The following is a 14,081-nucleotide window of genomic DNA, read 5'->3' as shown; positions in this document are numbered from 1 at the left end:
ACCGGCAGTTCGTCCAGGCCTTGGTATTTCGCGACGCGGGATAGCCATGCCTCTGTTGCAGCGCAGGGGCCATCTTAATTGACATTGCCAATACCTGCGCGCTATCCAAGCTCTAGCAAAGAACAAGAAACAGGGCAGGGTGGAACGCGATGAATCGCGACGGCGCGTCTTGAGCGATTTGGCGCGGCCTTCCGCGCTCGCTCCATTCCGGATCCGGAATTATCGTTTCCAGTGGCCCGCCGATCTGCTCACCTCGTGGGCGTTCGAGATGGAGATGATCATCCTCGGCTGGTACGTGCTGGTCGAGACCGGTTCGGTGCTGCTGCTCACCGTGTTCGCTTCCCTTGGTTATATCGGCACATTGGTCGCGCCGATGTTCGGCGTCGTCGGCGACCGCATCGGCCACCGCGATCTCCTGGCCATGATGCGCGCGAGCTACGCGGTGCTGGCGACCGCGCTGATGACGCTGGCGCTGACAGGCCATCTCAGTCCACTCTTTGTTTTTATTGTCGCGGCCCTGATGGGGGTCGTCCGTCCGTCGGACCTCGGCGTGCGCGGCGCGCTGGTTGCGACCATCATGCCGCGCGATCAATTGATCGGCGCGATCAGCATCTCCCGAACCACGATGGATACCGCGCGCATCGCCGGCGCGCTGAGCGGCGCCGGATTGTTCGCCGCGCTCGGGATGGGACCGGCCTATGTGGCGATCGTCTGTCTCTATCTGATCGCGACCGTGCTGACGCTGTGCGTGGTGGTATCGGCCAAGCCGCATCCGACCGGCGATACCGAAAGCGAGGCGCTGCGGCCCTCGCCATTGCGCGACCTGATGGAGGGCGTGGCCTATTGCTGGACCACACCGCGCATGCGCGCCGCGCTGTGGGTCGCGTTCCTCGCCAACCTCACGGCCTATCCGCTGACCAACGGATTGCTGCCCTACGTGGCCAAGACGATCTACGGCACCAACCAGACCGGGCTCGGCTATCTCTCGGCAAGCTTCGCGATCGGCTCGCTGGCGGGCTCGATCGTGCTGAGCCTGATCCACGGCATAAGGGTGGCGCGGCTCATGATCGCCTCGACCGTGCTGTGGTACGCGACGCTGCTGCTGTTCGTGCAGATGCAGACGGTGCCGACCGCGATCGTCTGCCTGGTGATTGCCGGTTTCTCGCAGAGCCTCGCGATGATCTCGATCGCCGTCATCCTGATGCGCACGGCAGCCGAGAATTTCCGCGGCCGGGTGATGGGCGTGCGCATGATGGTGATCTATGGCCTGCCGTTCGGCCTTCTGGCCGCGGGCAGCCTGATCGACGAGATCGGCTTCGCCGCGACGGGAACGCTGTACGCGGCGGTCGGTCTCGCCTTGATGCTGGCGATCATGCTGCACTGGCGCGCCGATTTGTGGCCGGTGCATGCCCCGGCCAATGCGCGTTAGGCGTCGCGTTGGCGGCGCCTCACTGCATCTTGATGTTGGCTTCCTTGAGCACCGGCTCCCACTTGGCGGCCTCTGCGCGCATGAACGCATCGAATTCCTGCGGCGAGTTTCCGACCGGCGTCGCGCCCATCTTTTCCAGCGCGGTCAGAACCACCGGGTCCTTGAGAGCGGTCTTGAGATCGGTGTTGATCTTGGCTACCAGTTCCGGCGCCATGCCCGCGGGTCCAAGAAATCCCCACCACACCGACGCGTCGTAGCCGGGCAAGCCGGACTCCGCGACCGTCGGGACATCCGGCAGCGCCTTGGCGCGCTGCGCCGTTGTCACCGCAAGTGCGCGCACCGTAGAGCCCTCGAGCTGGCCGACGACCTCCGGCAAGGGATTGACGCTGATCGGAATCTCGCCGGCGATCACGGCGGTGAGGGCGGGCGCACCGCCCTTGTAGGGAATCGCGAGGATCTTCACCTTGGCCATGTAGTTGAGCAGTTCGCCGGCAAGGTGCGCCGACGTGCCGTTGCCGGACATGCCGTAGGACAGGGCGTCAGGCTTCTCACGAGCGATCGTCAGCAACTCCCCGAGATTCTTCACCGGGCTGTTCCTGGAGACGACGATGGCAAGCGGAGACGCGGCGATCTCGCTGATCGCGGTGAAATCCTTGAAGGTGTCGTAGGGCAGCTTCGGATAGAAGAACTGATTGAGCGGATGGCCGCTGGCGACCAGGATCAGGGTGTATCCGTCCGGCGCGGATTGGGTCAGTGCCTGCGAAGCGATGGTGCCGCCGGCGCCGGGCCGGTTTTCAATCACGGGCTGCTGGCCCCAGATCTTCGACAGCGACTGGCCGACCGTACGCGCGAGGACATCAACCGCACCGCCGGCGGCATAGGGCACCAGAATGCGCACCGGCATGCTTGGGAAACCCTCGGCGTTTGCCTGCGTACCGGCCAGCGAGAATAGTGCCGCGGCCAGAACGGATCGGATGAGTTTGCGTGGGGTAGGCATGGTACGAAAATCCTTCTTGTCCGGATCGATGGTTGGAAATGGGCGGCGTGCGCCGCTAATTCTGTGTTTCCGGCATCACCGCGCCGCGCAGTCCCGCACGCGCAATCGCTGCCTTGACCAGGCCTTCCGATTTCGCGGCTTCGGTGAACTGCCGGATGAACGCCATCCCGCCGTCGCGTCCTTTGGGGACGCCGATTGCGAAACGCTCGACGCCCCAGCGGCCGTCGAGCACTTTTGACCCCGGCAGCTTCTCCGACATCTCAAACAGGGAGGCCTTGTTGGTGGCATAGGCGTGGAGGGTGCCGGCCGTCAGCATCGCGATGGCGGCATCGAAATTTGCCGCGCGCACGATCTCGGCCTTCTTCAGGTCGCGTGAAAGCGTGGCATCGGACGAGCTTCCTGCCGTGACGCCGACGCGCATGCCCGCTGCATCCACATCGGCCAGCGCTGTCAGCGCCGAGCCCTTCGGCACGAGATAGCCGAGCTCGACTTCAAAAACGGGAGGGACGAAATCCATCTCCCGTGCCCGCGCGGCCGTGGCGTTGGTGAGGGCGATGTCGGCCTTGCCTGATTTGATCGCCTCAAGGACCTCGGCATTCACGGAGAAAATCACCGGCTCAAAGGGCACGCCGAGCCGGCTCGCGAGTTCCTTGCCGAGATCGTAGCCGACGCCCTTTGGTCCGCCAGCCTTTGCATCGGGCAGAATCGAAGTCGGCGTTCCCGTGTAAAGCGCGACCTTGAGCGTACCGCTCGGTGCGAGGATTTGTTTGACGTCGGGATCGGCCGCATCGGCCCTGAAGCAGCAAAGGATTGCCGCAACCGTCAGAACCGCAACAATAATCTGGCGCCTTCCGGCCATACCGCTCTCCAATGCCCAGTCCACGGAGTGACGTCATGTTTCCCGCCGCCACTCAGTTATTTGTTGACTAGACCTGATAATTTGTACATCTGTACAAAAGAAAAGGCGGAAAGCAAACCCCAAAGAAGAACCCAAAGAAAACTCATGACGCGCAATCCCAATATGCGGGAAGCCATCCTCAGCGCGGCCGAGAGCCTGTTCTCGACCCGGGGCTTCAACGCGGTTTCGATCCGCGACATCGCGCTGGAGGCGGGCGCCAACCCCGGCAGCGTCACCTATCATTTCAAGAGCAAGGACGGCCTGCTGCTTGAAATCTACAAGCGGCATTGCGGCCCCATGAACAAGCGCCGCATCGAGCTATTGGTGGCGGCGCGGCGCGTGCGCGACGTGCAGGACCGGCTCGAGGCTGTGGTACGCGCCTATGTGCAGCCGGCGTTTTCGTCGAGCAGCGATCTGGCCGGCGGCGGCGCGCGGTTCACGCGGCTGCGCGCGGTGATGTCGGCGGAAGGCAACGCCGTGGTCGGCCGCATCATTGCGGAGATCTTCGACGACACCACCAACGCCTTCATCGAAGCGATCGAGCAGAGCCTGCCGCATCTGCCGCGCAAGACGCTGGTCTGGCGCTCCCAGTTTCTGCTCGGCGCGCTCTATTACACCCTGGTCAACCCGGAGCGGGTGACGCGGTTGTCGCGCGGCGAGGCCGATGGCGCCGACATGGCCGAGGCGATCGAGCAACTGGTTTCCGCCACCGTCGCCTCGCTGCAGGCGCCTGACATCAACGGCCAGGCGGCCGCGGAGCCCGCTGCGAAAGCCGGAGCCAGAAAAGCCCCGGCCGGTTCCCGCTCACGCCCCGCATGAGAGTATGATGTCGAAGCCAACGATTCCCGGCCCGGATCGCAATACGCGGACGCCGAAATTTCGCCTGCCGCCGCTGGCGTGCGACGCGCACACCCATATTTTCGGCCCCGGCGACAAATATCCGTACGCGCCGGGGCGGCCGTACACGCCACCGGACGCACCGCTGGAGGATTTCAGGGCGCTGCATCAGAAGCTCGGCATTGGCCGGGCCGTCATCGTCAATGCCAGCGTGCACGGCACCGATAATCGCGTTGCGCTCGACGCCATCGCTGTCAGCAACGGGACCTTTCGCGCGGTCGCGAACATCGACGATACCATCACCGAGCGCGGCCTTCAGGAGCTTCACGACGGCGGTTTCCGCGGCTGCCGCTTCAATTTCGTGCGCCATCTCGGCGGTGTGCCCGACATGGCGGTGTTCCACAAGATCGTCGCGATGGTGGCGCCGCTCGGCTGGCACATCGACCTGCATTTCGATGCGATCGACCTGCCTGAATATGCCGACCTGCTGGCAAAACTGCCGGTGCGCTACACCATCGATCACATGGGCCGCGTCAAGGCGGCCGACGGTCTCGACCAGTTGCCGTTCCGCACCCTGATCGAGTTGATGCAGCGCGACGAGAAATGCTGGGTCAAGGTCTGCGGCTGCGAGCGGGTGTCCTCCAGCGGTCCGCCGTTCCACGACGCCGTGCCGTTCGCGCGCCGCATCATCGAGACCGCGCCGGATCGCGTAATCTGGGGAACCGACTGGCCGCATCCCAACGTCAAGGCGATGCCGAACGACGGCGATCTGGTCGACCTCATTCCACTGTTCGCGCCGGAGCCCGAGCTGCAGCAAAAGATACTGGTCGATAATCCCGCGCGGCTGTTTGAGTTCTGATGGATCAACCATGACGGTCAGGCCCAAGGGTTTTGGTTTGAACGGCCGCTGCGTATCGATCGCAGGCGCAATTGTGTTGGCAGTATTGCTGCTCGCGCCGCAGATCGTCTGCGCCCAGAATTATCCAAACCGGCCGGTGCGGTTGATCCTCCCGTTCGGTCCGGGCGGGGTTGCCGACGTCACTGCGCGGATCGTCACGGAGAAGCTTGGTGAAAAGCTCGGGCAGCGCTTCATCGTCGAGAACATGCCGGGCGCCGGCGGTATCACCGCCGCGCGCGCGGTGCTGTCGTCGGCCGCCGACGGCTACACGCTGGCGCTGCTGAGCAACGGCACCGCGATCTCGGTATCCCTGTTCAAGAACCTGAGATTCGATCCGGTCACGGATTTTGTTCCGGTCTCGAGCATGGGTTATTTCGACTTCATCCTCGTCACCCAGGCCGGATCGCCGTATCAGAAATTGGCGGACCTGATCAAGGCGGCCAGGGAAAAGCCCGGCGCGCTCAATGTCGGGACCATCAATGTCGGCTCGACGCAAAACCTCTCGGCGCAATTGTTCAAATCCACAGCCGGCGTCGAAATCACCATCGTTCCGTTCCGCAGCTCGCCCGATGTCCTGATCGCGCTGCTGCGCGGCGATATCCAGATGGGAATCGAGAATTACAGCGCGGTGCAGTCGCACATATCAGATAAGGCGGTGACGGCGGTGTCGACTTCGGGTTCGGTCCGCACGCCGTTCCTGCCTGACGTTCCGACGGTAAAGGAAGCCGGCGGCGGCGATTTCGAGGCGCGGTCCTGGAACGCGATTTTTGCACCCAAGGGTACGCCGCCGGAGGTGATCAAGACGCTCAATACCGCGCTCCGCGAGGTGCTCGACACGCCCGATTTGAAGAAGCGCGCGCTCGAGCTGGGAATCGAGGCCAAGTCCTCCACGCCGGAGGAAATCGCGCAGCGGCTGAAGGACGATATCGAGAAATGGGCTAAAGTGATCGAGCGGGCGGGCATCGAGAAGCAGTAAAGCGTTTTCCAGCGAAGTGGACACCGGTTCGCGTCAAGAAAACGCGTCAGATCAATAATCTAGAGCCCCGTTCCGATTTCATCGGAACGGAAAAAGGCTCTAGCCGGAAAACCGAAAGAGGAACAGCAATGACCAATACAAGCAAGACCGGCCTCGTGGTCACGGCGCATCCCGGCGATTTCGTCTGGCGCGCGGGCGGCGCAATCGCGCTTCACGCCAAAAAGGGTTACCGCATCAAGATCGCCTGCCTGTCGTTCGGCGAGCGCGGCGAGAGCCAGTTCGCCTGGAAGGAGACCGATGCCACGCTGGAGAAGGTCAAGGCGGGCCGGCGCGACGAGGCGCAGCGCGCAGCCGAGATGTTGGGCGCGGAAATTGAATTCTTCGATGCCGGCGACTATCCGCTGCGCACCACCGAAGCGCATTTCGACCGCATGGTCGATATCTATCGCGAGCTCAATCCGTCCTTCGTGCTGACCCATGCGCTGGAAGATCCCTACAATTTCGATCATCCCAATGCCGCGCACTTTGCGCAGGAGACCCGCGTGGTGGCGCAGGCGATGGGCCACAAGCCCGGCGCAAAGTACACCTACGCCGCGCCGCCGGTGTTCCTGTTCGAGCCGCACCAGCCCGAAATGTGCAATTTCAAGCCGCAAGTGATCCTCAACATCGATGAGGTCTGGGAGCAGAAGCGCAAGACCTTTGAAATTCTCGCCGCGCAAAAACACCTGTGGGCGTATTATGAGCGCGTCGCGCTGCAGCGGGGCATGCAGGGCGGCCGCAATTCCGGCAAGGCCATGACCTATGGCGAGGCCTATCAGCGGCTGTTCCCGATGGCGGTGGAGGAACTGGCATGAAGACCGTTGTTGTCAGGAATATCAAGCGCACCGATGCCGACCTCGTGAACCGCCTCGGCGCGCTCGGCGTCGCCACCGCGCATGAGGCCTATGGCCGCTTCGGCCTGATGAAACCCTATCTGCGTCCGGTATGGGCCGGCGGCGAGGCGGCCGGCACGGCGGTGACCGTGCTGGCGCAGCCCGGCGACAACTGGATGATCCATGTCGCGGTGGAGCAGTGCAAGCCCGGCGACATTCTGGTGGTCGGTTGCACCACCGACAATACTGACGGCATGTTCGGCGATCTGCTCGCGACCTCGCTGATGGCGCGCGGCGTCAGGGGCCTCGTGATCGACGCCGGCGTCCGCGATGCCAAGGCGCTGCGCGAGATGGCTTTCCGGTGTGGTCGAAGGCGATTTCCGCCAAGGGCACGGTCAAGGCGACCTTGGGCGCCGTCAACGTGCCGGTGGTCTGCGCCGGAATCAACGTGGTGCCGGGCGATGCGGTCGTGGCCGACGACGACGGCGTTGTGGTGATCCATCGCAGGGACGCCGCAGACGTCGTCGCCAAGGGCGAGAAGCGCCGTGCCGATGAGGACGGCAAGCGCCAGAAGCTTGCTGCCGGCGTCCTCGGCCTCGACATGTACAACATGCGCGAGCCGCTGGCGAAGGCCGGCCTTGTCTATATCGACGAGCCGGAGAGCGACTGAGATGGCAACGCGCCTTCGCACTTTGCTCGGCGACCATCCGGGGACATCAGCGCTGAGGAGCGGCGCGATTATATCCGATCTGGTCGAGTTCGACTTTGTCGACTATTCGCCGACCAACAAGGGCTTCAAGCCTATGGTCCGCGAGGCCGCGTTCGACGTCTCCGAGATGGCCATCGTCACCTATCTGATGGCCAGGAGTTTTGACAAGCCGATGGTGCTGCTGCCCGATGTGGTGATGGCGCGCTTTCAGCATGGACATGCGCTGTACAACGCCAAGCGGGGCGCGCTGAAGCCTACCGATCTGAACGGCAAACGCGTCGGCATCCGCTCCTTTACCACCACGACCGGCGCGTGGCTGCGCGGCATCCTCGCCAATGATTGCGGCGTCGACCTCAATTCGATCGACTGGGTGACCTTCGAGGACGCCCATGTCGCCGAATTCAAGGACACGACCAAACGGGCGCCGCCCGGCAAGTCAATCATCCAGATGCTTGTGGACGGTGAACTCGACGCGGTGCTCGGCGAGAAGTCGGACCATGCGGATTTGAAGCCGCTGTTCGCCGATGTCGCCGCGGAGGAGAAGGCCTGGGCTGCCAAGCACAAGGTGGTGCCGATCAACCACATGGTGGTGGTGAGCCGGGCAATGTGCGAGAAAAATCCGAATGCGGTGCGGGAAGTGCATCGGTTGCTGGCGGAGTCGGCCAAGGCATCATCCGCCGCGCCACGTTTCACGGTAGATGAGATGCGTCGTTCGCTGGAGCTGATCATTGGCTATTGCGCGCAGCAGGGGCTCATTCCCCGTGCCTGCAGCGTCGATGAGCTGTTCGACGACGTGACGCGTGCGCTGTAATTTGTAGGGTGGGCAAAGGCGCATAGCGCCGTCCCCACCATCTGGGTTGAACTGGTGGGCACGCTGCGCTTTGCCCACCCTACGAGAGAGACCACCTATGACCCTAGAGCCGATCTTCGATCTCGCCCATCTCGGCCACATGGAGATGCTGACGCCGAAGCCGGAAGAAAGCGAAAAATTCTTTGTCGACGTCATGGGCATGACCGTCAGCGGCCGCAAGGGCGACTCGGTCTATTTGCGCGGCTGGGACGACTACGAGCGCTATTCGCTCAAGCTCACGGCTTCCAAAACCTCAGGGATGGAGCACATGGCGTTGCGCGCGCGCAGCCCGCAGGCGCTGGAGCGCCGCGTCGCCGCGCTGAAGGGGTCCGGCTTCGACATCGGCTGGGTCGACGGCGACATGGGGCAGGGGCCAGCGTTCCGTTGCCGCGATCCGGACGGTCATATCGTCGAGCTCTATTACGAGACCGAATGGTATCAGGCGCCGCCCGAACTGAAACCTGCGCTGAAGAACCAGGCGCAGCGGTTCCCGGCGCGCGGCGTCAATGTCCGCCGGCTCGACCATCTCAATTGCCTCGCGGTCGACATCAAGGCCAACCGCCTGTTCTTCGAAAACTATCTCGGCCTGCGCACCACCGAGCAGATCGTGCTCAACGACGGCACGGAAGCCGCGATGTGGATGACGATGTGCAACAAGAGCTACGATTTTGCCTACACCCGCGATCACTACGGCAAGATGGGCCGCTTCCATCACGTCACCTACGCGCTCGACAGCCGCGAGGAAATCCTGCGCGCCGCCGACATCTTTCTGGAAAACGACATCCACATCGAGACCGGCCCGCACAAGCACGCGATCCAGCAGACCTTCTTCCTCTACGTTTATGAACCCGGCGGCAACCGCGTCGAAGTCGCCAACGCCGGCGCCCGCCTCATCCTGGCGCCCGACTGGAAGCCGATCGTCTGGACCGAGGAAGAGCGCAAAAAAGGCCAGGCCTGGGGGCTGAAGACGATCGAGTCTTTCCATACACACGGGACGCCGCCGGTGTGAGGGAAGGCGGTTCTACGTACTGCGTCGAATTCCGCTCGGTCGCACCTTTGAACTATCCGGACCGAAGCGTTCCGGTGTGCTCGACCGCGGAGGGTGTCCGGCAGCCGACGATCGCCGGCGCCTCCCTGACCAGGTCGTCATTCTCCAGAGCTGCGACCATGAACAGGGCAAAGTCGACGCGATGCGTCATGTTGCTGTTGAGGATGGGGTCGCCGACGTGGCGGCTCCACACGGGTAAGCAATGACTCTCGCCTTCCTGGAGGTCGCTGCCGCGCACGACGGTCCACCGCGTGTCACTGGCAAACACCCGCCGGCACGCTTCCACCTGATCGTTGAGATCCACGACGCGGAAAAGCCGCGCCAGACTGCCGGCAATCGTCACCAGCGCTTTGACTCTGAGCGAGTACACGTCAAGGCCGTCGCGTGTGATGTGCCACCCGCAGGAGAAAACGAGGCGGGCGCCCGGACGCGCATGGTCGAGCACCGCCTGGGCCGTTCCCGATGCGTAGTGGTTGACCCCCCACGGCACGAGCACGGTGAGCACCCCGTCGCATCCCGCGACAGCATTCTTGATCACCTCGCGATCGTTGGTCGCCCCCGGAATGATCGTCATGCGCTCCTTTAACGCGTCGAGCTCGCCGACGCTGCGCGCCCGGCAAACCCCAACGACTTCGTAGCCCCGCTCCAGAGCGTGCTGCACCATGTACCGTCCAAGTTTTCCGGAGGCCCCGACGATACAAACTTTCATTGCGCGCGCCCCGTACGCTTGGGTGATCTATGTGCTTCTCCCGTCATGGTAACACAGCGGACTCGAAGCATGGCCCGGGTTTGCGCTCCCGCAATTCGGAAGACGCCTTGGCGCGCCTGTCGCTGCCACAAGCCGCAGGGCGACGAAGTCAATCGCCGATCGCGCCAATGCCGCTCTTTTCATGCGCACGGAAAGGTTGTATGTTGTTTTTAGCGCAGCCATAGACTTGAAGTCATGTTCGCTGGCGATTGCCAAGGAAAATCAAAGCCGGGCGAATAGCCCAGGCCGATCCGGGTCGCTCCGATCAGGCCCAAGCAGCCAGCCGCAGCAAAGTCGCGAGCCCGGGAGGCACGGCAATGGATGTCGAACTGCAGATCAACAATGGCGCAACTGCTGCCACGCGATTCGTCTCATGGGCGCCTTCGCCCTGCCGTATCAGGGTGACCAATCCGTCCGGCGCCACGTCGCCGACCGTTAACGTCACCATCGCCGGCGTATCGTCGGCGAGCGGCGGTGTGGTCGTGTTCCGGGCAGGTGCCACGGGAGCATTTGCAAACAGCCTTACGCTTCCGGTTCCGACCAACGGCACCACCGTTCCGTTCTTTGTCGCCGGCCGGTTCGGCCGGCCCAGCGTCAACAATGGCGACGTGAAAATCGAGGCGCGCGTTGGCGCCACGCTGGTGGGATCGGTCCCGCTGATGGTGCGCATTCGAAAGAACGCCAACGCGCTGACCGCGGGCGAGCGTGACCGCTTCGTGTCGGCATTCGCGCAACTCAACAATCAGGGTCTGGGGCGCTTTGCGGATTTCCGCAACATGCACACCAATGTGAGTTCGCCGCAGGCCCACGGCGTTCCGGGTTTTCTGCCGTGGCATCGCGCCTACCTTCTGGATCTGGAGCGGGAGCTTCAGGCGATCGATCCGAGTGTGGCGTTACCGTATTGGCGCTTCGATCAGGCTGCGCCAAGGATATTCAACCGGGATTTCCTCGGCGTCTCCAACTCCCTGGGCACCGTCCAGTTCAACGCCACCAATCCGCTGCAGTTCTGGAAGACTGATGGGGTGCAGGGGATCAACCGCCGGCCGTTCTTCCCCACGACCTCGGCGCCGCCTGGCGTTCGGACCGAGCCCCAGACATTGGCCTTGGGCACGCAATATGCGGCGTTTCAAACCATGGAAGGTAACCCGCACGGGTCGGCCCATACCAGCTTCGGCGGTTCGATCTCCAGCATCGGCACGGCTGCGAAAGATCCGCTATTCTTCCTGCTTAATTGCAACGTCGACCGTCTGTGGGCAAAGTGGCAGCGCTAGAATGGCCGGTTCAATCCGGCGCTCGCGGCATCGTTCGCCAATAGCGGCAGTAACCCGATTGGCCACAATCTGCCTGATACGATGTGGCCGTGGAACGGGATTACCGGAGGTCAGCGTCCGCCGACGGCGCCTGGCGGACCGATGGCTCCGTCGCCCTGCGTCAGCGCGCCGGGGCTGCAACCGCGGGTGCAGAGCAGCCTGGATTATCAGGGCGCGGTCAACGCCACGTCCCGCATGGGATTCGACTACGACGATGTGCAGTTCTAACGCGCCTCGCGCGAGGAGATAGCAGCCATGGCCCCGACACGCAAAGCAGCGAAGAGGTCGAAGCAGGCAAGAAAGAAATCACCAAAGAAATCGGCAAAAAAATCGTCAAGCAAAAGGTCGGTGAAGGCGGAGTCGCCAAAGGTCGCCGCCCGGCGCGCGGCGTCGACCGCGACGGATTCGAAAGGTACGGTCAAGGCGCGGGTTGCGGCTGCCGCACTGTCGCCCCTTGCGGTATGCGAGAGCGACAAGGATCTTCAGGCGATGTTGAAGACCCTGCGCAACCAGGATGAGCCCGTCAAAGTGCGGCTTGCAGCCCTGCAAGCGATGCAGGCGGCAAGTTTCAGTGTCGTGGCATTCGAGTCGAGCCGCGGAGATTACATCGCCACGCTGCGGGCGATAGCGGATGACCCGGATCCGGAACTGCGTCAGCGCGTGCTCGGTATCCTGGCGCGCGAGAAGGACGGCTATGCGCAGAAAAAGCTGATCGAGGGGCTGAAGGATCCCAAGAAGGCGCTGGTCCCGCCGGAAAAGGCGTTGCAGCTCCTCAGCTATGATGTGCACGCGGACGCCTATTCGGCAGCGCGCGACATCGTCAAGAAGCCGCCGGATGAGATGGCGCGGCGCGAGGCCTTGCGGCTGCTTGCGGCGGACGCCACTGCAGCGCCGATGTTCGAGAAGCTGCTGCGCGACAAGAAGGAACTGCGCGAGGTCAGGCAGATTGCGGCCTCCGCGCTGCAGGCGCTCAAACCGGAAAAAATGCAGCAGCATGCGCGCGAGATCCTCCTCGACAAGTCGGACTACGACGACATCAAGGCAACGAGCCTTACGGCGTTGACCCAGTTCGGCGATCAGGAGGCCATCGGCAAGGACAAGGCGCTGCTCAAGAGCGTCGATCGGCTCAGCGCGGGCAAGGCGTCGGCGAAATACAGGCAAAGCGCCTCGCGATTCCTCGGCAAATACAGCCAGTGAGGTGAGGGGCGATGCCACGTGTCAAACCGGCGAGCCAGCTTTCGGAAGCGCAGTTTGCGGTATTGGTCGACGGGCTGGCCGACGATCCGGGTCGTCGCGATCTGCTGACGGAGCTGTTGCACGAAAATCACCCTGTTTATGCGGAGTGCGGGGCGGCGGCGGTCGTGCGGATGCGCGGCTGGATCCTTGTCGCCCTTGCGCGCGCTGGCGTCCCGGATGGCGCGCTGATCTTTCTGCTCGAAGAGCTGGACGCCGGGGTTGACCCATATCTGGTCGCGGCCGCCGCACGCGCACTGCGGTCGTACCCGCGTCCGACCGAAACATTCGCCGCGTTCGTCATGCGCGCTCTGTCAAACATCCGCTATCGCGACGAGCCCGTGTCGTTTGAAGCCTATGGCGAATATGCCATGTCCGCCGCCGGAACCAGCCCGGTTCAAGAACTGCTCGAGACGTTGGCGTGGCTCGGCCCGTTGGCGCGCGGCGTTCTTCCCGAACTGATGTTGCTTCGTGCCCAATGCGGCGCCGGCTCCAGGAAATTGCGCGTCGACATCGACCGCGCCATCCGGGCGATCTCCGCTGCCGATCAGGCTATTAGCAGTGGTACGCTCGCATGCTGCGGCGCGCCGCCAGACAGCTTGCCGAATACGGTTGCTTGGACGGCCAGTTCCCGCCGCGATGCCGGGCCGATCGGGAAGGTCGTTCTCGAGGATCACGACGGCAATCGGATTACCTTCGAGGAATTCTTCAAAGGAAAGCCGGCCATCGTCGTGTTTTTCTACACGCGCTGCGACAATCCGATGAAGTGTTCGCTGACAGTTGCAAAACTCGCACACGTTCAGGGACTGCTGGACGCGCAGGGGCTGGGTGAGCGAATCCAGACCGCTGCCATCACTTATGATCCGGCGTTTGACCTGCCCGAACGCCTTCGCATTTACGGGCAGGACCGGGGGGTGCGGTTGGATGCCCGCCACCGGATGTTGCGGGCGCTGGATAACGACGCGCTTCGCCGGCATTTCGAACTCGGCGTCAACTTTATCGAGTCGCTGGTCAACCGGCATCGCATCGAAGTCTACATTCTGGATTCAGAAGCGCGGATCGCCGTCTCCTTCGAGCGGATTCACTGGGATGAGCGGGAGGTCGTGACTCGCGCAATCGAACTGCTGGAGGAGCGGGAGCCCGGCGCCGGACAAGGCCAGCCGCGATCGTGCTGTTCGTCGTCCGTGGCAGCTGGACCGGCAGGCTGAGCCTGCACCGCGGATGTGATCCGGTTTTGTCCGGTCTCGGGAGGGCCGATTTTACGGCGTTAGCGCTG

15 protein-coding genes and 1 pseudogene are annotated in these 14,081 nt (G+C 63.3%); 12 read left to right on the top strand and 4 right to left on the bottom strand.

Going from position 1 to position 14,081, the window contains the following annotated elements; all coding sequences use genetic code 11:
• The first annotated feature begins 169 nt into the window (after positions 1-169).
• Complete coding sequence (locus JQ575_RS02390) at positions 170-1,429, top strand: MFS transporter (protein ID WP_212031693.1); 1,260 nt, start codon at positions 170-172, stop codon at positions 1,427-1,429.
• 19 nt (positions 1,430-1,448) lie between these two features.
• On the opposite strand, the gene JQ575_RS02385 is transcribed toward JQ575_RS02390, so the two are convergent.
• Both JQ575_RS02385 and JQ575_RS02380 read right to left on the bottom strand, forming a co-directional pair.
• Complete coding sequence (locus JQ575_RS02385; protein ID WP_212031692.1) at positions 1,449-2,426, bottom strand: tripartite tricarboxylate transporter substrate binding protein; 978 nt, start codon at positions 2,424-2,426, stop codon at positions 1,449-1,451.
• 55 nt (positions 2,427-2,481) lie between these two features.
• Positions 2,482-3,285 carry a transporter substrate-binding domain-containing protein gene (locus JQ575_RS02380; protein WP_212031691.1) on the bottom strand — a complete coding sequence of 268 codons (804 nt, stop codon included), beginning with the start codon at positions 3,283-3,285 and terminating at the stop codon, positions 2,482-2,484.
• A gap of 144 nt (positions 3,286-3,429) precedes the next feature.
• Here JQ575_RS02380 and JQ575_RS02375 point away from each other — a divergent pair, with 144 nt between their 5' ends.
• The 8 genes and pseudogenes from JQ575_RS02375 to JQ575_RS02345 all read left to right on the top strand — a co-directional run bounded on the left by JQ575_RS02375 (position 3,430) and on the right by JQ575_RS02345 (position 9,475).
• Positions 3,430-4,143 carry a TetR/AcrR family transcriptional regulator gene (locus JQ575_RS02375; RefSeq protein WP_212031690.1) on the top strand — a complete coding sequence of 238 codons (714 nt, stop codon included), beginning with the start codon at positions 3,430-3,432 and terminating at the stop codon, positions 4,141-4,143.
• A 7-nt stretch (positions 4,144-4,150) separates the two neighbouring features.
• The gene (locus tag JQ575_RS02370; protein WP_249166382.1) at positions 4,151-5,020 is read left to right on the top strand and encodes an amidohydrolase; all 870 of its coding nucleotides are present in this window, start codon (positions 4,151-4,153) and stop codon (positions 5,018-5,020) included.
• Between the two features lie 10 nt (positions 5,021-5,030).
• Positions 5,031-6,035 carry a tripartite tricarboxylate transporter substrate binding protein gene (locus JQ575_RS02365; RefSeq protein WP_212031688.1) on the top strand — a complete coding sequence of 335 codons (1,005 nt, stop codon included), beginning with the start codon at positions 5,031-5,033 and terminating at the stop codon, positions 6,033-6,035.
• A gap of 128 nt (positions 6,036-6,163) precedes the next feature.
• Positions 6,164-6,889 carry a PIG-L deacetylase family protein gene (locus tag JQ575_RS02360; RefSeq protein ID WP_212031687.1) on the top strand — a complete coding sequence of 242 codons (726 nt, stop codon included), beginning with the start codon at positions 6,164-6,166 and terminating at the stop codon, positions 6,887-6,889.
• A pseudogene (locus JQ575_RS02355) lies at positions 6,886-7,343 on the top strand (4-carboxy-4-hydroxy-2-oxoadipate aldolase/oxaloacetate decarboxylase); the annotation flags it as partial. The gene JQ575_RS02360 and the pseudogene JQ575_RS02355, both read left to right, overlap by 4 nt.
• Before the next feature lie 33 nt (positions 7,344-7,376).
• Positions 7,377-7,577: a hypothetical protein gene (locus JQ575_RS46360; protein WP_409364758.1), complete on the top strand. Its 201-nt coding sequence runs from the start codon at positions 7,377-7,379 to the stop codon at positions 7,575-7,577.
• A gap of 1 nt (position 7,578) precedes the next feature.
• Positions 7,579-8,427, top strand: coding sequence for a hypothetical protein (locus JQ575_RS02350; protein WP_212031686.1), 849 nt, complete (start codon positions 7,579-7,581; stop codon positions 8,425-8,427).
• A gap of 97 nt (positions 8,428-8,524) precedes the next feature.
• The gene (locus tag JQ575_RS02345; RefSeq protein ID WP_212031685.1) at positions 8,525-9,475 is read left to right on the top strand and encodes a catechol 2,3-dioxygenase; all 951 of its coding nucleotides are present in this window, start codon (positions 8,525-8,527) and stop codon (positions 9,473-9,475) included.
• A gap of 52 nt (positions 9,476-9,527) precedes the next feature.
• On the opposite strand, the gene JQ575_RS02340 is transcribed toward JQ575_RS02345, so the two are convergent.
• Entirely contained in the window at positions 9,528-10,223 is a 696-nt protein-coding gene (locus JQ575_RS02340) for an NAD(P)-dependent oxidoreductase (protein ID WP_283842573.1), read from the bottom strand.
• Positions 10,224-10,579: 356 nt separating this feature from the next.
• Here JQ575_RS02340 and JQ575_RS02335 point away from each other — a divergent pair, with 356 nt between their 5' ends.
• The gene (locus JQ575_RS02335; protein WP_212031683.1) at positions 10,580-11,533 is read left to right on the top strand and encodes a tyrosinase family protein; all 954 of its coding nucleotides are present in this window, start codon (positions 10,580-10,582) and stop codon (positions 11,531-11,533) included.
• 263 nt (positions 11,534-11,796) lie between these two features.
• Here the strand turns inward: JQ575_RS02335 and JQ575_RS02330 are convergent, their stop codons facing one another.
• A complete protein-coding gene (locus JQ575_RS02330; protein ID WP_212031682.1) occupies positions 11,797-11,994 on the bottom strand; it encodes a hypothetical protein in 198 nt (65 codons plus the stop codon).
• A gap of 67 nt (positions 11,995-12,061) precedes the next feature.
• Here JQ575_RS02330 and JQ575_RS02325 point away from each other — a divergent pair, with 67 nt between their 5' ends.
• Positions 12,062-12,769, top strand: a complete 708-nt coding sequence (locus JQ575_RS02325; protein WP_212031681.1) for a HEAT repeat domain-containing protein — start codon at positions 12,062-12,064, stop codon at positions 12,767-12,769.
• 11 nt (positions 12,770-12,780) lie between these two features.
• Complete coding sequence (locus tag JQ575_RS02320; RefSeq protein WP_212031680.1) at positions 12,781-14,013, top strand: SCO family protein; 1,233 nt, start codon at positions 12,781-12,783, stop codon at positions 14,011-14,013.
• Positions 14,014-14,081 lie beyond the last annotated feature (68 nt).

Origin of the sequence: Bradyrhizobium sp. JYMT SZCCT0428, from assembly GCF_018131075.1 — a bacterium.
Classification (GTDB): Bacteria; Pseudomonadota; Alphaproteobacteria; order Rhizobiales; family Xanthobacteraceae; genus Bradyrhizobium.
Note: the sequence above shows the minus strand (reverse complement) of the source record. Positions and strands in the feature narration are given on the sequence as shown.